Origin of the sequence: Halobacillus litoralis, from assembly GCF_009856445.1 — a bacterium.
Classification (GTDB): Bacteria; Bacillota; Bacilli; order Bacillales; family Halobacillaceae; genus Halobacillus; species Halobacillus litoralis.
This window is the reverse complement of sequence record NZ_WMFA01000005.1, coordinates 21,521-39,241: the sequence shown is the minus strand read 5'-3', so window position 1 is coordinate 39,241 and position 17,721 is coordinate 21,521. Positions and strand designations below refer to the sequence as shown.

The 17,721-nt window shown below is 42.5% G+C and carries 17 protein-coding genes; 13 read left to right on the top strand and 4 right to left on the bottom strand.

The genetic code is table 11. The features are described from left to right. The first annotated feature begins 60 nt into the window (after positions 1-60). The 12 genes from nusB (at position 61) to spo0A (ending at position 12,583) form a co-directional block, all read left to right on the top strand. Complete coding sequence (nusB, locus tag GLW00_RS13475) at positions 61-438, top strand: transcription antitermination factor NusB (protein WP_160914922.1); 378 nt, start codon at positions 61-63, stop codon at positions 436-438. Between the two features lie 22 nt (positions 439-460). Then, positions 461-1,312 (top strand): bifunctional methylenetetrahydrofolate dehydrogenase/methenyltetrahydrofolate cyclohydrolase FolD, encoded by an 852-nt coding sequence (folD, locus tag GLW00_RS13470; RefSeq protein WP_160914920.1) that lies wholly within the window; start codon positions 461-463, stop codon positions 1,310-1,312. A gap of 11 nt (positions 1,313-1,323) precedes the next feature. Further along, entirely contained in the window at positions 1,324-2,676 is a 1,353-nt protein-coding gene (gene xseA, locus GLW00_RS13465; RefSeq protein WP_160914918.1) for an exodeoxyribonuclease VII large subunit, read from the top strand. Continuing rightward, complete coding sequence (locus tag GLW00_RS13460) at positions 2,660-2,902, top strand: exodeoxyribonuclease VII small subunit (RefSeq protein ID WP_160914916.1); 243 nt, start codon at positions 2,660-2,662, stop codon at positions 2,900-2,902. The genes xseA and GLW00_RS13460 overlap by 17 nt, the downstream gene beginning before the upstream one ends. A gap of 3 nt (positions 2,903-2,905) precedes the next feature. Beyond that, the gene (locus GLW00_RS13455; RefSeq protein ID WP_335808482.1) at positions 2,906-3,784 is read left to right on the top strand and encodes a polyprenyl synthetase family protein; all 879 of its coding nucleotides are present in this window, start codon (positions 2,906-2,908) and stop codon (positions 3,782-3,784) included. A gap of 705 nt (positions 3,785-4,489) precedes the next feature. Next, entirely contained in the window at positions 4,490-5,089 is a 600-nt protein-coding gene (locus GLW00_RS13450) for a hypothetical protein (protein WP_160914914.1), read from the top strand. Between the two features lie 18 nt (positions 5,090-5,107). After that, positions 5,108-7,000, top strand: coding sequence for a 1-deoxy-D-xylulose-5-phosphate synthase (gene dxs, locus GLW00_RS13445; protein ID WP_160914912.1), 1,893 nt, complete (start codon positions 5,108-5,110; stop codon positions 6,998-7,000). Positions 7,001-7,005: 5 nt separating this feature from the next. Continuing rightward, positions 7,006-7,830: a TlyA family RNA methyltransferase gene (locus tag GLW00_RS13440; RefSeq protein ID WP_160914910.1), complete on the top strand. Its 825-nt coding sequence runs from the start codon at positions 7,006-7,008 to the stop codon at positions 7,828-7,830. Between the two features lie 63 nt (positions 7,831-7,893). Continuing rightward, positions 7,894-8,343 carry a transcriptional regulator AhrC/ArgR gene (gene ahrC / locus GLW00_RS13435; RefSeq protein WP_089651776.1) on the top strand — a complete coding sequence of 150 codons (450 nt, stop codon included), beginning with the start codon at positions 7,894-7,896 and terminating at the stop codon, positions 8,341-8,343. Positions 8,344-8,359: 16 nt separating this feature from the next. Then, entirely contained in the window at positions 8,360-10,081 is a 1,722-nt protein-coding gene (gene recN, locus GLW00_RS13430; protein WP_160914908.1) for a DNA repair protein RecN, read from the top strand. A 234-nt stretch (positions 10,082-10,315) separates the two neighbouring features. Continuing rightward, a complete protein-coding gene (gene spoIVB, locus GLW00_RS13425) occupies positions 10,316-11,566 on the top strand; it encodes a SpoIVB peptidase (protein WP_335808481.1) in 1,251 nt (416 codons plus the stop codon). Positions 11,567-11,803: 237 nt separating this feature from the next. Further along, on the top strand, positions 11,804-12,583 hold the full coding sequence (gene spo0A, locus GLW00_RS13420; RefSeq protein ID WP_160914906.1) for a sporulation transcription factor Spo0A: 780 nt from the start codon (positions 11,804-11,806) through the stop codon (positions 12,581-12,583). 40 nt (positions 12,584-12,623) lie between these two features. Here spo0A and GLW00_RS13415 read toward each other — a convergent pair whose 3' ends face one another. After that, complete coding sequence (locus GLW00_RS13415; protein ID WP_160914905.1) at positions 12,624-12,905, bottom strand: hypothetical protein; 282 nt, start codon at positions 12,903-12,905, stop codon at positions 12,624-12,626. 214 nt (positions 12,906-13,119) lie between these two features. On the opposite strand from GLW00_RS13415, the gene GLW00_RS13410 reads away from it, so the two are divergent. Beyond that, a complete protein-coding gene (locus GLW00_RS13410; protein ID WP_160914903.1) occupies positions 13,120-14,469 on the top strand; it encodes an aspartate kinase in 1,350 nt (449 codons plus the stop codon). Between the two features lie 235 nt (positions 14,470-14,704). Here GLW00_RS13410 and GLW00_RS13405 read toward each other — a convergent pair whose 3' ends face one another. Genes GLW00_RS13405 through GLW00_RS13395 form a run of 3 tightly spaced genes read right to left on the bottom strand, consistent with a single transcriptional unit; the run spans position 14,705 to position 17,632 of the window. Next, the gene (locus tag GLW00_RS13405) at positions 14,705-15,448 is read right to left on the bottom strand and encodes a 3'-5' exonuclease (RefSeq protein ID WP_237417524.1); all 744 of its coding nucleotides are present in this window, start codon (positions 15,446-15,448) and stop codon (positions 14,705-14,707) included. Further along, complete coding sequence (locus tag GLW00_RS13400) at positions 15,445-17,352, bottom strand: DUF294 nucleotidyltransferase-like domain-containing protein (RefSeq protein ID WP_160914901.1); 1,908 nt, start codon at positions 17,350-17,352, stop codon at positions 15,445-15,447. Before GLW00_RS13400 ends, GLW00_RS13405 begins: the two co-directional genes overlap by 4 nt. 43 nt (positions 17,353-17,395) lie before the next feature. After that, entirely contained in the window at positions 17,396-17,632 is a 237-nt protein-coding gene (locus tag GLW00_RS13395) for a DUF2627 domain-containing protein (RefSeq protein WP_160914899.1), read from the bottom strand. Between the last annotated feature and the right edge of the window lie 89 nt (positions 17,633-17,721).

Sequence of the window (17,721 nt, the reverse complement as noted above, 5' to 3'; positions counted from 1 at the left end):
GGCTTTTATCAAGCTAAAATGTTATTATTCTAACGGATATTACCTTAAAGGAGAATGAAGATGAAACGACGCACAGCACGTGAAAAAGCATTCCAGGCGCTTTTTCAAACGATTACGAGTGATATTGAAACCGATGAGGCCATTGCTCATGTAGTCGAAGGCCAGGAAGTGGACGAGTTTTTATATGATCTTGTACATGGAGTCATCCAAAATCGAGAAGAGTTGGATCAGTGGATTTCTGACAATCTTGACAATTGGACGTTCCCACGGTTAGCCAAAGTAGAGAAGACTGTCCTGCGAATGGCAGCCTACGAAATGAAATACAAAGAAGACGTCCCTTCGCAAGTAGCGATAAATGAAGCGATAGAGCTCGCAAAAATTTTCGGAGAAGAAGAATCCGGTAAGTTTGTGAACGGCGTATTATCTAAAATGGTTTAAACAAATAAGGGGGAAATGGGATATGTCAGCAGAAGTGATCTATGGAAAACAACTGGCAGAAGATCTGCGTCAAGAAATGAAAAGTGAAGTGAGTGAACTGCATACAAAAGATATTCGTCCGAAACTGGTCGTTGTCATCTTAGGTGAAGATCCTGCTTCCATGTCTTACGTAAAAGGAAAGCAGCGCGCTTCCGAGAAAATCGGTATGGATTCTGATCTGATTGAATTACCAGTAGAAACTTCCGAACGAGAACTGCTGGACTTGATTGAAAAGTTAAACCAGGACCATACTGTTCATGGAATTCTTGTTCAGTTACCAGTACCTGACCATATTTCTGACCAGAAAATCATTGAAGCCATCCATCCAGATAAAGATGTGGATGGATTTCATCCGGCGAATGTCGGAAAAATGATGACAGGCCAGGACACCTTTTATCCATGTACTCCTTATGGAATCCTTGTCATGCTTAAACGCGCAGACATTAAGCTTGAAGGGAAGCATGTGGTCATCATTGGTCGAAGTAACCTGGTAGGGAAACCTGTAGGTCAATTACTGCTTAACGAAAACGCAACCGTTACCCATTGTCACTCCCGTACTAAACATTTGCAGTCACACACGAAGCAGGCAGATATTCTTATCGTTGCTGCAGGTAAACCTTCCTTGATCTCTGGCGAGGATATCAAAGAAGGAGCGGTTGTGATCGATGTTGGAGTTAACCGTGTGGATGGTAAGCTGACAGGGGATGTGGACTTTGAGTCTGCGAAAGAAGTAGCTTCCCATATCACTCCCGTTCCTAAAGGTGTAGGTCCAATGACTATCACTATGCTCCTCCATAATACGATTAAAGCTGCTAAGCGAATTCATAATCAGTAAGGAGGATGGGTATGCAGGATCAGTACTTGAGCGTTACGGCACTAACGAAGTACATTAAACGTAAACTTTCAGGGGATCCGCATTTGAAAACGGTTTGGCTCAGAGGAGAAATTTCGAATTTCAAACACCACAGCCGAGGGCATATGTATCTTTCCTTAAAAGATGACCAGGCTCGAATTCAGTCTGTTATGTTTGCTGGGAACAACCGGTCCCTGAAATTCATTCCTGAAAATGGTATGAATGTCCTCGTTAAAGGGGAAATCAATGTTTATGAACCCATGGGACAATATCAGTTGTATATTAAAGAAATGCAACCGGACGGGATCGGAGCCCTTTATTACGCTTTTGAGCAATTAAAGGAACGATTGGAAAAAGAGGGCTTATTTTCACTTGAACGTAAAAAGCCTCTCCCTACATACCCAAAACACATTGGTGTCATTACTTCTCCGACGGGAGCAGCTGTACGGGATATCATGACAACGATAAAAAGGCGTTATCCTATCGTACCTGTCACAGTTTTGCCTGTCCTTGTCCAAGGTGAGCGAGCGGCCTCTTCTGTTGTCAATGCTATTCAATATGCGAACGAAAAAATGGATGTTGATGTGCTTATTGTTGGCAGGGGCGGTGGTTCTATTGAAGATTTATGGGGGTTTAATGAAGAGGTGGTTGCCAGAGCCATCGCGGACTCTGAAATCCCCATCATCTCAGCTGTGGGTCATGAAACTGACACGACCATCAGTGATTTTGTGGCAGATGTAAGGGCAGCGACTCCTACAGGAGCTGCTGAAATTGCTGTTCCGTCCATTGTAGAGTTGAAGGATCAGGTCAAGTCGATGGATCATCGTCTACATAGGGTAATGGAAGTGAGAAAGACAGAGGCCAAGCAGCAATTGGAACGTCTGAAAAAATCATATGCTTTTAAATATCCTGAACAGATGATGAAGCAAAAAGAGCAGGATTTGGATCGTATTATTGAACGTATGGCAATCCAAATGAAGCACCTCCATCAAGCGAGCCATGTTCAGTGGGGGAACATGGCTCGAAGATTACGACAGCAAGGCCCGGAATTGAAGATTAAAGAAGGTGCAGAATCTCTGGAACGCCAAAAGAAACAATTGCAGAAGCGGTTTGAGTCCCTTTTTCAGCAAAAAAAGGAACGCTTCTATACGAATGTCGATAAACTGACCTTAGTCAATCCCTTAGACATTATGAAGCGAGGCTTCGCTGTTCCCTTTAATTCAGCAGGAGACGTCATAAAAAGTACTTCTGAGATTACAAAAGGTCAATCCCTTTCCTTGAAAATGCAAGACGGAATCGTTGATTGTCACGTAACGGAGGTAAAGGAGGATGAAAATGACAGATAAGCAGGAAACCATCAGTTTTGAGGACGCGATGAAACAACTCGAAGAAATCGTGGAGAAGTTAGAAACAGGAGAAGTTCCTTTGGAAAAAGCGATCCAGTATTATCAGGAAGGTATGAAGCTCTCCAAGCTTTGCAGTGAAAAGCTTGGAAATGTGGAGACTCAAATGCAGCAGATCATGAATGAACACGGAGAGTTGGAACCGTTCTCTGTCCAGGAGGAAGACTGAACCGTGCATTTAGCTGAATATCTTACAGAAAATAGACAACGAATTAATGAGCAGCTGGAAATGCTTGTGCGCGACTATACGGTTTCAGGGCGTCTTCAGGATTCTATGTTATATTCCATTCACGCGGGAGGAAAAAGGCTGCGCCCTATCTTATTAATGGCGACAGCACAAGCTTTTCGTGTTCCTGAAGAGAAAGTGATAGGAGTAGCCTCAGCCCTAGAAATGGTCCATACCTACTCCCTGATTCATGACGATCTACCTGCCATGGACGATGATGATTTAAGACGAGGAAAACCAACGAATCACAAGCGCTTCGATGAAGCAACCGCAATCCTTGCAGGAGATGCACTATTGACGCTGAGTTCACAGGTGATTACTGAAGATGCGGGTTTAAGTGATGCTGAACGGGTCTTTTTAGTTAGAGAATTGACGAAAGCCAGCGGTGCGAGAGGCATGGTTGAAGGTCAAATGCAGGACATGCTCAGTGAAGGTACTGAAATCTCTTTAGAGGCCCTTGAACATATTCATAGAAATAAAACAGGGCAATTGCTGAGGTTCTCTATCCTCGCTGGAGCGTATTTAGGCGGAGCGTCAGCAGAAGTACTAGAAGAAATGACCGAGATGGCTGAAGCCCTGGGTCTTGTTTTCCAAATTCAAGATGACATTCTTGATGTCACTGGTGATTCGGAGGTTATCGGTAAGCCTGCAGGAAGTGATGAAGGCAACCATAAAAGCACTTACCCCAAGCTTCTGGGATTAGGTGGAGCTATAGCTCAAAAGGATAGATACGTCCAAAAGGCACAGCAAGCTCTTAAAAATGCAGGAGTAGAGGGAACCACTCTTTCTGAGCTCATACACTATTTAAGCAATCGTGATCATTGACGTGAATGATTTCGATTGAGCCACGTGACAATATGTGATATATTATCATTACAGAAGGAATGGTGCAGTATTCTAGTCGGCCCTCCGTTCCTGAAGGCGGGCCTAAAAATCCGCCGAAGGGCACATCGATGAAGTTCCTTGTGTTGGCTTGAGGCGCCCAGCCTTGGGTCGATGCTGGGAGTTAAGGTCGCAGGGCGATCCACAAAGGCATGTGGGCGTTGACCCTGCTTCCGCGGAGGCCCATTATTGTAATGGCATCTGAGCCAGATGTTGTTATGAAATGGGGTATGAACCTGCAGCATATGGAGTAACATCTATATGCGCAGCGTAGCCTGCCTTGAGTGGTTCTTGAGGGGATTATAGTCAGTGAACATCATGCAGCTTCAGATGGCCACTGAGGTGCTGGTGCAGAAACTATATGAAATCAGAACTGCAAAAGAGGCTAAGGAACGGCTAAAGGCTGTCGGGGAAATCCCCTAGACTGTTCCAAGGACATGATTTAGGAATTATAGTGCGGACTAAGTGGCAATCTAGTCCAGCTGCCGGAGACGGGGCTGAGTCGAGTTTAAAGGGGAACCGCCAGGATGGTGACATTCGGTACTCGACTGGGAAAACCTACTAGACCTAAGCCGCAATTTTTACTTAAATCATGACCATTCCTTTCCTTACATAAGACACGTCAATTTAGTGATATAGAGGGTATATATGGATAACAAATTAAAAAAATCTTTAAAATTCAGTTTGAGTATCGCCGTTATCACATTCGTGTTAGCGGCTATTTTTTCAGTTATATCTTCTTCCGTTTTAAGTGGTGTCGTATGGATCATCGGACTCGTCCTTGTGTTCCTTATCGTCTTTACGGGTGTCGTTTTCGACATGCTGGGTATCGCAGCAACCGCTGCACAGGAGCAGCCTTTCCATGCGATGGCGTCTGAAAAGGTGAACGGGGCTAAAGAAGCGATTGCTATAGTCAGAAATGCGGATCGATTTGCAAGTTTCTGTAATGACGTAATAGGGGATATATCTGGTATAGTTAGTGGTACGGCATCTGCGGTCGTGGTCATCCAACTGGCCAATAACTTCGGCTATAGTGATGGATCAACAGTCCAAATCGTAATATCTGTGATCCTGACAAGTATTGTAGCTGCACTTACTGTCGGTGGAAAAGCGCTAGGGAAATTTTTTGCCATCAATAAGTCGACGGATATCATTTTCTTCGCTGCAAAGGTCATTTCATGGTTAGAAAAGCGACTGAAAGTTAGAATAGTAACAAGTGCGCCGTCGTCCACTAAAAAATCAAGATAAATACAAGGGGGTCCTTCAATGGATCTGTGTAAAATTAAAGACCCTTCAATTCTGAAGGATATGAATACAAACCAACTAGAGCAATTGGCAGATGAAACGAGGCAGTTTCTCATTGAAAACCTGGCCACAACAGGAGGACACCTTGGCGCGAACCTCGGAGTCGTTGAGTTGACCCTCGCTCTTCATAAAGTATATAAAAGCCCGGAAGACCGTTTTTTATGGGACGTGGGGCACCAATCCTATATCCATAAGATTTTGACTGGACGTGGTGGTCAATTCGAAACCCTCCGCCAGTATAAAGGACTTTGCGGCTTCCCGAAACGCGACGAAAGTGAACATGATGTCTGGGAGACGGGCCACAGTTCCACATCCTTATCTGCAGCGATGGGAATGGCCATTGCCAGAGATTTGAAAAAAGAAAAGCATTCCATTTTACCGATCATCGGTGATGGAGCACTTACAGGTGGAATGGCTTTAGAAGCCTTGAACCATATTGGACATGAGAAGAAGAATGTAACCGTTATCCTTAATGACAACGAAATGTCAATCGCTAAAAATGTGGGGGCTCTTCACGGTGCGCTGGGAAGAATGAGAAGCGCTGGGAAATACCATCGCGTAAAAGACGACCTTGAGTGGGTATTAAAGAAAATTCCTGCTGTCGGAGGAAGAATTGCACAGGCTGCTGAACGGTTGAAGGACAGCATGAAATATTTTGTTGTCCCTGGTATGTTCTTTGAAGAGCTTGGTTTTACGTACTATGGCCCTGTAGATGGTCATGATTTTGATGATCTCATCGAGAATTTGAATTACGCGAAAAAAACGGACGGACCTGTTATCGTTCATGTGATGACACAAAAAGGAAAAGGCTATCATCCGGCAGAGAGTGACGTGAAAGACAAATGGCACGGGGTAGGACCATATAAGATGGAGTCCGGTGAAAAAATAAAACCTGTGGATGCTCCACCTGCGTGGAGTTCGGTTATCAGTGATGCTTTAAGCAAAGAAGCAAGGAAAGATGATCGAATCGTTGCCGTAACACCAGCAATGATTCTTGGATCTAAATTGGAGAAATTCGGTGAAGAGTTTCCGGATCGTCTCTTTGATGTGGGCATAGCTGAACAGCATGCAACGACCATGTCTGCCGGTCTTGCAACACAGGGTATGAAACCATTTTTGGCTATCTATTCCACCTTTTTACAAAGAGGATATGACCAGGTCGTCCATGATGTAGCAAGACAAAAATTGAATGTGATTTTCGGAATCGATCGAGCGGGATTAGTAGGAGCTGATGGTGAGACACATCAGGGTGTTTTCGATATCGCATTTCTACGCTCTGTTCCGAATTTCGTGATTTCCATGCCTAAAGACGAAAATGAAGCGCAACACCTTGTTCACACAGCCACTCATTATGATGATGGTCCATTTGCGATACGTTATCCAAGGGGCAATGCAAAAGGTGTACAAACAGATGACCAGGCGGAAATCATTCCTATAGGAAGCTGGGAAGTCTTAAAAGAAGGAAAGGATGCTGTAATCCTAACCTTTGGTACGACCATTGATATGGCTCTTGAAGCTAGTGGAAAAATGGAAAAGGATGGCCGTTCCGTAAAAGTCGTGAATGCGCGATTCATCAAGCCATTGGATGATGCCATGCTTCATGACATCATGAAAGCTGGTCTCCCAATCCTTACTGTAGAAGAAGGTGTCCTTCAAGGTGGATTCGGTTCAAGCGTTTTAGAGTTTGCAGAAGAAAATGACTACTCCTCACAGTGGGTCAAGCGTATGGGTGTGCCGGATCGCTTCATCGAACACGGCAGTGTCCAAAAGCTTTGGGAAGAAATTGGATTGACCACCGATCACATCGAGCAGAATTTAAAGCAAATGATACCGAATAAACAGCAAAGGGCTTAAATCTTATGGGAAGAAAAGTAAGACTAGATGTATTGTTAGTAGAAAAAGGGTACGCGGAAACACGGGAAAAGGCGAAGCGGACCATTATGGCAGGGCTTGTTTTTCATAATCAAGTCCGCCTGGATAAGCCTGGCCAAAAAATCGAGGAAAACGCTGAGCTCACAGTCAAAGGTAAAGCTATTCCTTATGTAAGCAGGGGTGGACTGAAGCTTGAGAAAGCTTTAAAAGTTTTCGATCTCTCCGTCCAGGATAAAGTGATGGTGGATATCGGTTCGTCAACCGGTGGTTTTACAGATTGTGGTCTGCAAAATGGAGTCAAGCTCAGTTATGCGATTGATGTCGGTTATAACCAGTTGGATTGGCGTCTTCGTAACCATGAACAAGTCATTGTTATGGAAAGGACCAATTTCAGGTACGTGACGAAAGACGATTTGTCAGAAGGACAGCCGCAATTTGCTTCGATTGATGTTTCCTTTATTTCGTTACGAATCATTCTTCCCGTACTGGCGACACTTTTAGACCAGGAAGGCGATGTTGTAGCCTTAATCAAACCTCAGTTTGAGGCTGGACGTGAGCAGGTAGGGAAAAAAGGAATAATCAAAGACCCGTCCATACATAGACAGGTGATTGAGAATATTCTTGATTTCGCAACTCATCACGGCTATTCTGTACATGGACTCACTTTTTCACCGATTACAGGCGGTGATGGGAATATCGAATTCCTCGTCCATTTACGTTTGAAAGAGGAAGGACCAGCTGGGATCTCCGAAGGAATCAATATCGGGGCGGTTGTAGAAGAAGCGCATGAAGCGCATCGTAAAAACGCATAATGAACGTAAAAGGGCTTATGAAAAGCCCTTTTCTTATGGAAGGACTGGAAACGGAGGATGGTCATGAACAAAGGACAACGTCATATCAAAATCAGGGAATTGATTACGAATGACGACATTGAAACCCAGGATGAGTTAGTCGATCGATTAAAGGGTATGGGCTATAATGTTACTCAAGCTACAGTTTCAAGGGATATTAAAGAATTGCACCTTGTGAAAGTACCGATGATGGATGGACGTTATAAGTACAGCCTGCCGGCAGATCAGCGTTTTAATCCTTTTGAAAAACTGAAACGCTTGATGATGGACGCCTTTGTGAGCATCGATCGAGCGGGTCATTTCATTATTCTAAAAACTCTTCCAGGAAACGCGAATGCGGTAGGTGCACTCGTCGACAATTTAGAGTGGGATGAGATCATGGGTACGATTTGCGGGGATGATACATGCTTGATCATTTGCCGCAGTGCAGAACAAACAGAAACGATTAGTGAGCAGCTGCTCAATATGCTATAACTGAGGTGAAAGTTTCATGCTAACAGAATTGTCTATTCGTGATTTTGCAATCATTGATCGAATTTCAATTACGTTCAAAGAGGGTCTCACCGTACTCACAGGGGAAACAGGTGCGGGTAAATCGATCATTATCGATGCCATTCAACTGCTATCTGGTGGACGAGGGTCTGTCGAGTTCGTGCGTCATGGAACAAAAAAAGCGGAGATTGAAGGATTGTTCACCGTTGGAACCAATCATCCCATTCATAAAGTGGGTGAAGAATTCGGTGTGGATATTGATGAAGATGGAATGGTCGTCCTGCAACGCACCATCACCCATCAAGGAAAAAGCATTTGCCGGGTGAATGGGAAATTGGTTACACTAGCCATCATGAAAGAATTCGGTCATTCTTTAATCGACATCCATAGTCAGCATGAAACACAATCACTCATGGATCCGGACCGTCACATCGATCTGCTCGATATTTTTTCGGACGATATGAAGTCTTCTTTGGAAGAATATCAGCGGGTATATGACAAATACCGAGTACTGAAAAAGCGTTACAAGGAATTGAGCGAAAATGAGCAGGAGATGGCACAACGGTTGGATTTGCTTGAGTTTCAACTGAGAGAACTGCAAGAAGCCGAAATGCAGCCATTGGAAGATGATGAACTTTCAGAAGAGCGAAAAAAGCTGATGAATTATGAAAAGATTTATCAAGGAATCCATGATGCTTATTATTCCTTATATGGGGAGCAAAAAGGCTTGGACTGGCTGAGCCATGCCATGACATCGCTTGAGAGCACAGCAGACGTGGATGACGAACTGAGCAAGCTTTCTGAAGAAATGTCGAATTCCTACTATATTATTGAAGAATTGACCTTCCAATTAAGCAATCAAATGGCAGCGCTTGAATTTGATCCTGAACGCTTAAATCAAATTGAATCACGTTTAAACGAGTTGAACCGTTTGAAAAAGAAGTATGGAGCTACGGTCGATGATATGCTTCAATACGCGTCAAGGATTGAAGAAGAAATTGATGAGATTAAAAATAAGGATTCTCATTTGAATAAGATGGAAAGTGAAATCCATGAGCTTGGTCAGGATGCCGTAATGGAGGCGAAAACCCTTCACGACATCAGAACAAATTCAGCGGTCACTTTATCAGAATATATCCATGAAGAACTCAGGGATTTATATTTAGAAAAAGCATCTTTTGCTGTTGATATCAACTTGAAAGAAGGGCGTGACTCTGATCCTGAGCTTGATGGGCATCCCGTACAACTGCTCCCTAATGGTATAGATATCGTTAAATTTCTAATTACTACAAATCCAGGAGAACCATTAAAAGAATTACATAAGGTTGCATCGGGGGGAGAAATGTCACGGATTATGCTTGCTTTAAAGCGCATATTTTCTCGTCACCAAGGCGTTACGAGTGTGATTTTCGATGAAGTAGATACAGGCGTAAGCGGTCGAGTAGCCCAGGCAATTGCTGAAAAAATCTACGGGATATCGGAAGGTTCACAAGTTTTGTGCATCTCACACCTCCCACAAGTGGCTGCTATGGCCGACACTCACGTAAGAATTGAGAAAAGAGTAGATAATGATCGAACTCATACAGCAGCAAAAGAATTAACATATGATGAAAAAGCGGATGAAATATCCAGGATGATTACAGGTGCAGAGCTTACAGAAACAACGGTGGAACATGCACGTGAATTGCTCCTCATGGCTGATAAACATAAGAAAAGATAAATGAACAAAGGATAAGCGTATGGATGTAAAATCCATACGCTTTCTTTATGTATTCTTAGTCTCCACAAAATTTGATTGGATATTCCAATCTTTACATATACGTTGGAGAATGTTTCTACAGAAGGGAAAGGGTACTATAATTACTGTGATTATGCTCGTTTAAAAAAGCTTATGGAAGACCACATTATAAGTAAGCCATTTAGTTGGTACTGGAGTGATAAGGAGTGTGAACCCGTGAAAGATCAACAGACATTTAAATATATATGCGGTTCCGTTCTCCTGCTGTTCATGCTCATTTTACCTTTGATCGCCCCTGTTCATGATTATCTGTCCATCCCTACCGATGTAAAAATCAGCGCATCCAATGAATCAGAAGCCCTTACTGAATTGGAAGAGACAGAAGCGTTGACTGCATTTTCATCCACTGATGATCACCAAGTTTTTTATGAGTTCGCTGGAGTGCCGCTTAAGAAAACAGATGTCACTCAGATGCGTGATATCCGTTTGATCCCTGGCGGACAGTCGGTGGGTGTTGAATTGCATACAAAAGGAGTTCTCGTCGTCGGCCACCATTTAGTAAATGGAGAAACAGAGACGAAAAAATCACCAGGGGAGGAAGCGAATGTCCTAGTTGGTGACATTCTCCTTGAAGGGAACGGAGAAGAACTCAATAGTATGGAAGAGCTCTCCACCATCGTCAAAAAGTCTGGCGAGGCGGAGAAACCCATAGAACTAAAGATCAAACGAGGGAAAGAGATGATTTCAACCTCTTTAACCCCTGTTTTTAACGCCCAAGAAAAGGAATACCAAATCGGTCTCTATATTCGTGATTCGGCTGCAGGTATAGGGACAATGACGTTTTATGATCCGGAAACAAAGAAATATGGAGCTCTTGGCCATGTAATTTCGGATATGGATACGAAGAAGCCTATTGAAATCCATGAAGGCACGATTGTTCGCTCCCACGTAACTTCTATAGAAAAAGGAAGCCAGGGAATTCCCGGTGAGAAAAAAGCGAAGTTTTCGTTGCGCGATGACCGTTTAGGCACTATAACGAAAAATACGCCTTTTGGAATTTTTGGTGAATTGGATGGGGATATGGAAAATGAAACGTATCCTAAAGGTGTCCCTGTCGGATTTGCAGAAGAAGTCGAAGAAGGACCTGCGCAGATTATGACTGTGTTAGATGGTGAAGAAATGCAGACCTTTGATGTGGAAATCGTCAGTAACATGCCGAAAAAATCCGCAGTAACAAAAGGGATGATTGTCAAAATCACAGATCCTGAACTTCTCGATAAAACAGGCGGGATTGTCCAGGGAATGAGTGGAAGCCCGATTATTCAAAATGGAAAAATCATTGGTGCAGTCACCCATGTGTTTATCAATGACCCAACCAGTGGGTATGGTGTACACATTGAGTGGATGCTACAAGAAGCCGGAATAGAATTATACGAAGATCATGCCAATAAGCAAAAAGCAAGTTAGAAGAGCCTACTTAAGGCTCTTCTTTTTTATACCTTTCAATAATTTATATTCGACAAAATTCGACAAAAGATGATTAGGGGTGTCGAATATATGCGAATTCGTGAGTATTTTAAAGCATTTTCAAGATAATCTCAAATATTGAAATTTTTTTGTTATAATAAAAGAGGGTTAAATTCCTGGATGTCGAATATGTGTATTACGGAAAAAAGAAGGACTATTTTGTAAGGAGGAAAATAAATGGAAAAGATTCGCGTCTGTCTTGCTGATGATAACCGTGAGCTTGTAAAGCTACTTGAGGAATATTTTGATGATGCGTCGGATATTGATGTTGTGGGCACGTCCTATAACGGAAAAGATTGTCTTCAAATGGTTGAGGAGAAAAAACCGGACGTCCTAATATTGGATATCATTATGCCTCATTTAGACGGTCTTGCTGTGTTGAATAAATTAAAAGATATGGACAAGCATCCGGAGGTTATTATGTTGACGGCTTTCGGTCAGGAAGAAGTCACGAAGAAAGCGGTGGAACTTGGAGCAGCTTATTTCATGATGAAACCATTCGACCTTGACCATCTTGGCGAGCAGGTTCGTCAAATTAAACACGCCGGTGATCCGATTAATCGTGCACTGGGGAACAGTTACACCTCAACCAAATCGAAAAAGCCTGATCTTGATACAAGTATTACTCACATTATTCATGAAGTGGGAGTACCTGCACACATTAAAGGGTATCAGTATTTAAGGGAAGCCATAACAATGGTCTACCATGATCTTGAACTTCTAGGTTCCATTACAAAAGTCCTTTATCCCGACATTGCAACGAAATATAACACAACAGCATCCCGAGTGGAGCGTGCCATTAGGCATGCCATTGAAGTAGCCTGGAATAGAGGAAATATCGATGCGATTTCTTCTCTCTTTGGTTATACAATCTCCAATACAAAAGCGAAACCTACAAACAGCGAATTTATCGCCATGGTGGCGGACCGCCTTCGTTTGGAACATAAAGCGAGTTAAACGAAAAAGCACGAGAGATGTAAAAACATCTTTCGTGCTTTTATTTTTGTGTTTTCATCAATTTAGTGATCTCTTTGGCAAGAGTAACATCTTCATATATACCTGCATCAATGTCGTCAATATGGTTATCCAAGAAATTGAAAAGCTCTTCCTCTAATAAAAATATGCCGTCTCTGTTGATTAGCCGGTAACTGAAAGGAAGGTCCAGGTATTGAATAATGACAAAGGTGTGTCCTTGATCTTCATACGTACATAGTATGGATAATTCGCTATTCTCGGGATAATACCTGCATCCCCCAAAACCATCCCTTGTTAAAACCATAGAACCACCCTTCCTCTTATCATCCATCATATCTAAAAATACCAAAAGATGTAACAAATTTGTAGAATAAATGTAAAAATTCCCATGTTTCCGTCAAATTTCGTCGTTCAACTGATTTTTTTCTAAAAATTATTCAATTTTGCTCCCCTTTTGTGATACAATTCTTAATTATTAATTATTAATTACTTTCGTTCTCTAATGGGGTGTTGTATCAATGAAAGTCGTAAAATTCGGAGGCAGTTCTCTTGCAGATGCCGGGCAGATTAAAAAAGTAAAGAATATTATTGATTTGGATGATGATCGCCGTGTGGTTGTGGTGTCAGCACCGGGAAAACGTCATAGTGAAGATGATAAAGTGACGGACCTCCTCATTGCATTAGGTACATCTATACAGATGGACCAGATGGATGAGGCCGTCTATAAAAAAATCATTGATCGTTTTCAATCGATGACAGAGGATTTGAATCTCTCCTTTCACGTAGCAGAACAAGTGAAGGATAAAATTGATTCGGCCATTAAGTTGGTGAAAGATGGTTCTGTGCATGCACTTGATGCTTTAAAAGCTTGTGGAGAGGATGGTTCCGCTCATATTGTAAGTGCTTATTTGCAAAAGATGGGTACGGATGCATCGTATGTGAACCCCAAAGAGGCGGGGATTCTCGTCCGGGACCAACCTGGCGGGGCGTTGGTGTTAGAAGAAAGCTTTGAAAAATTGTATAGCTTAAGGCATCGAAACGAAATCTTAGTCATTCCTGGATTTTTTGGGTTTACACCTGAAGGAGAATTGGTAACATTCTCACGCGGAGGATCAGATATTACCGGTTCCATTGTTGCAGCAGGGTTAAAAGCAGATCTGTATGAAAACTTTACGGATGTTGATTCGGTCTATTGCGTCAATCCGATGTTCGTAGATCAACCAAAAGAGCTGACTTCTTTGACTTACAGAGAAATGCGTGAGCTTTCCTATGCAGGCTTCTCCGTCTTTCATGATGAAGCTCTGATTCCTGCATTTAAAGAAAAGATTCCTGTCTGCATAAAAAACACAAATAATCCTGCGGCTCCTGGAACGATGATTGTGGCTGATCTACCTGAAAGAGAAAGTCATGTGGTAGGTATAGCAAGTGATGATGGTTTTTTGAACTTATATGTCAGTAAATACTTAATGAACCGTGAGATCGGATTCGGTCGCAGACTGCTTCAGATTTTAGAAGATGAAGAAGTATCTTTTGAACACGCGCCTTCCGGAATCGATGACATGTCCGTCGTCATTCGTGAACATCAGCTTCCTCCTGAAAAAGAGGAGAAAGTCGTGAGGCGGATAAAAGATGAATTGGAAGTAGATACGGTCTTGATTGAAAGGGAAATGGCGATGATTATGATTGTAGGGGAAGGGATGAACCAAACGATTGGTATCGCCAGCCGGGCAGCCGTAGCTTTCCGCGAAGCAGAGGTTAACATTGAAATGATTAACCAGGGATCTTCGGAAGTTTCGATGATGTTCGGGGTCAAGTCCGAAAGCTTAGGCAAAGCTGTCCAGTCGTTGTATCGAACGTTTTTTGAATAGATAGCTTAACTTTTATTGGTGAGGGAAGTTATTATAGAATATGGCAGGGTTTTTAAAGACTTGATTTTGATTCTTTGGTGAGTAGATGGGGGCTGCAGGGAATAGCTCGCTTTCCGCAGGAGCGCGACCGCCGCTGACGCTCAACACAGGGAACGAAACCAAAAACATCCCGAAACTGAGTCTTCAAGTATAAAGAGCGTTTGTTCAATAAGAAAGAAAAACGAAGCAGTGATATTCACTGCTTCGTTTTTTTCTGTTGGGCCAATACTTTATTTAATTGTTCTAATGTGTGAACGTCATAGTCAATCGTTTTTGAAAGCAAGTACCGAAATAACTCGGCTGTCATAATAGCATCATTCAATGCGTGGTGACGTTCCCTTTTTTCAATACCTACATATTTTAGCAAAGGATCAAGCTGGTGCCTGACATTCGGCAGGAGCCATTGCGCCATAAGCTGGGAGTCGATCACGTGTGGTTCATAATCAGGAAGCTTCCATCTTCTCAGCATGGCCTTTAAAAACCGCATATCAAATTTTGCAGGGTGGGCTACAAGAACGGAACCTTCACTGAACTGCATGAAGTTTTGGAAACCCTCAATAAAAGGACTGGCATTATCGAGACGATCGCGGGATAACCCTGTTAACCGCAGCGTTTGTTTGTTAACAGGACGAATGGGACGGATCACCTGATGAAACTTCTCCATTCGGCAAGCGTGAAGTCCCTGTAGCCTGATGGCACCTATGGAGATGATCTCATGCCCAATCTCTGGTAGGAAACCGGTTGTCTCAAGGTCAAAGATGGTATAGTCCAGGTCCTTTAATGACTTCTCGTGAAAGCTTCCTTTCTTATTGAAAACGGTCAGCTGCTTTTCTAATTCATGGTAGGTGTGCCATTTCAAATAAGGTTTTATCTTGAAATAGTACATGGGTTTCTCAAAAAGCAGATACTTGATGATTTGTAAGTCAACTGGAAGCATCATACCACCCGATTTCGGTTATAGCTCAATTCCAGCACCTGCTGCAGGCGCTTAGCGATAATGAGCGCTTCTCTGAGTGATCGACGTTCTTCTTTTTTCATTGGCCCGAGTTTTAAATCATTGCTCAATGGTTCTTCGTCGTCCAGCTGTTGGAGATTAGCCTTTAACCTAAACAACATGAGCCGGTGCAAAGCTGTTTTTGCATTTTCCACATCCCGGGGGTGGAAACGCTCTTGTTCGGCTAATGCTTCTAACCGATTGACGGTATTAATCTCTTCAATTCCATATTTCATACTGTAGATACGGATCGCATTGACGATTTGCATAATCGCTGATTTCTTCAAGTTGAGCGTCCGTTTCTTACCAATCCCTGAAATTCTTCCGAATGGTTGGACAGGGACCCGGAAACGAAGTGTATCTTTCATAAGTAACTGATGAAGATTTAAGGATTTCTGAACACGTTTGGTTACATATTTCTTTAAATCATACGCAAGGGAATAATCACCTGTGATCGGACGAAAGTCCATAAAAATAGTGAAATCCCGGATTTCTTCTGCATCCATCTTGTTGATCCACTGGTCGATACTCCCGTGCCAATCACTCATTTGCTGACGCCATTTGGGTTCCTTAGCCATAATTCCGCCTGTGCAGTAAGGAAAACCGCATTCATTCAACATATCGTTAATTTTATTAGTGAAGATTTCAAAGTATTTTTCTATTTTCGCTTTATGCTTACTGTTCTCATAGTCAGCAAGAATGATGGCGTTGTCCTGGTCAGTAGAAAATGCCTGTTCTTTACGTCCTTCGCTGCCCATAACCAGGAAACAATAATTCACAGGTGGTGCTCCACACCCTTCGCGAATCATTTCATCTTCTGCAATCTGCACCACTTGTTTGTGGATACGATCGTTGTAGTTGGTCATCAATTCCGCAATGTCATAAGCGAACATGTGATCTTTAATCAAGCTCGCCACGAATTTTTGGAACCTTTCATTGTGAATCGGTGATAACGGTTTAATTTCTTCTATAGAAATCGCATTTGAAATTTTATAAGTGAGGTCGAAGTACACGGAATTTTTAATGGTGAAAAACGAGGACTGCCTCAAAATTCCAACAACCTTGGCCTTATGCAGAACAGGAATGATTTCTGTAGGGTGGTGTTTCAAATAACTTAAAGCATCATAGATGAATTCCTGCTCATTAATCTCATAGGCTTCTTCAGACATATAAGCTTTGACTGGGTTTTTGTGATCGTTCTCAAAGTAAGCTTTTAGTATTTCACCATATCCAATCATACCGAGCAACGATTGCTGATCATCGCTCACAATCAGAGCTTCAATCTTTTGCTGTTGTAACATGCGGGCAGCTTTTTCAATCGAGGCTTCCGGATGTATGAACGTAGGTGGCTCCATATAAGCGTCTGCACGTTTTTTATAAAGTTCACGATCATCCTGCTCATCTGTTGTAGAGCTTTTATATTTTACTTCATCATATAAGCTTTTCATCAGATGGCTGATGCCATCCATCACCACTTTCGAAAAGTGGTTGTTGTTGGACATCACTTTCAAAAAGGATTCGCGTTCAAAGCAAATGGTCTTGATTGGTTCTAAAGCCTGAACAGAAAAACGCATTTCTCCACTTGTGAGTAGGATCATGACACCTACCAGGTCTCCCGGGTAATAGAACCTTACCGATAATTGTCGTCCGTTCGACCGGTGCATGATGTTCTTAGCAAGTCCAGAGACCATGAAGTGAATATCAATGGTGTCATCTTCCTGATCTTCATGGATGATGAATTCGTTCTTTGAAAATTCCCTGACCATGGCTTTACCAAAAACTTCATCAAACTCTTCCTCAGAAAGCAAATCGAATGGATATTGCTTTCTAAACATTTCAAACTCTGTCACAGAGCAAAACTCCTTCATCACAGTTGTTGTATTTCACGACGGTCTAATCTTTTTGTTTGAAACGACCTTTGGTCAAGTTTCGCTTTCTGTCCCTGTGGAGGATGAAGCCACCAATGAAGGCCAAACCTCCAACGACAAATAGAATCCCTGCAAGCCCTTGAATGGCGATGTGAAAAAAGATGGGGTGAAATTCCCCGAAAAGAGCATCGCGAATCAATTTTATTCCATAAACGGCGAGGACACCTGGGGTAACTAATAAAAGTAAAGCAATTAATCGCATGTTCGTAACTCCTTTATTTCAATCCATGAATAAGTATATCAAATGGAACGGCACGTTGGAACTATAGACACACTTGCTAAAACATGCAG

Excerpts from the sequence above, each read along its gene's own strand:
- nusB (WP_160914922.1), top strand. The coding sequence starts at position 61 with ATGAAACGACGCACAGCACGTGAAAAAGCATTCCAGGCGCTTTTTCAA.
- folD (WP_160914920.1), top strand. The coding sequence starts at position 461 with ATGTCAGCAGAAGTGATCTATGGAAAACAACTGGCAGAAGATCTGCGT.
- xseA (WP_160914918.1), top strand. The coding sequence starts at position 1,324 with ATGCAGGATCAGTACTTGAGCGTTACGGCACTAACGAAGTACATTAAA.
- GLW00_RS13460 (WP_160914916.1), top strand. The coding sequence starts at position 2,660 with ATGAAAATGACAGATAAGCAGGAAACCATCAGTTTTGAGGACGCGATG.
- GLW00_RS13450 (WP_160914914.1), top strand. The coding sequence starts at position 4,490 with ATGGATAACAAATTAAAAAAATCTTTAAAATTCAGTTTGAGTATCGCC.
- dxs (WP_160914912.1), top strand. The coding sequence starts at position 5,108 with ATGGATCTGTGTAAAATTAAAGACCCTTCAATTCTGAAGGATATGAAT.
- GLW00_RS13440 (WP_160914910.1), top strand. The coding sequence starts at position 7,006 with ATGGGAAGAAAAGTAAGACTAGATGTATTGTTAGTAGAAAAAGGGTAC.
- ahrC (WP_089651776.1), top strand. The coding sequence starts at position 7,894 with ATGAACAAAGGACAACGTCATATCAAAATCAGGGAATTGATTACGAAT.
- recN (WP_160914908.1), top strand. The coding sequence starts at position 8,360 with ATGCTAACAGAATTGTCTATTCGTGATTTTGCAATCATTGATCGAATT.
- spo0A (WP_160914906.1), top strand. The coding sequence starts at position 11,804 with ATGGAAAAGATTCGCGTCTGTCTTGCTGATGATAACCGTGAGCTTGTA.
- GLW00_RS13415 (WP_160914905.1), bottom strand. The coding sequence starts at position 12,905 with ATGGTTTTAACAAGGGATGGTTTTGGGGGATGCAGGTATTATCCCGAG.
- GLW00_RS13410 (WP_160914903.1), top strand. The coding sequence starts at position 13,120 with ATGAAAGTCGTAAAATTCGGAGGCAGTTCTCTTGCAGATGCCGGGCAG.
- GLW00_RS13405 (WP_237417524.1), bottom strand. The coding sequence starts at position 15,448 with ATGATGCTTCCAGTTGACTTACAAATCATCAAGTATCTGCTTTTTGAG.
- GLW00_RS13395 (WP_160914899.1), bottom strand. The coding sequence starts at position 17,632 with ATGCGATTAATTGCTTTACTTTTATTAGTTACCCCAGGTGTCCTCGCC.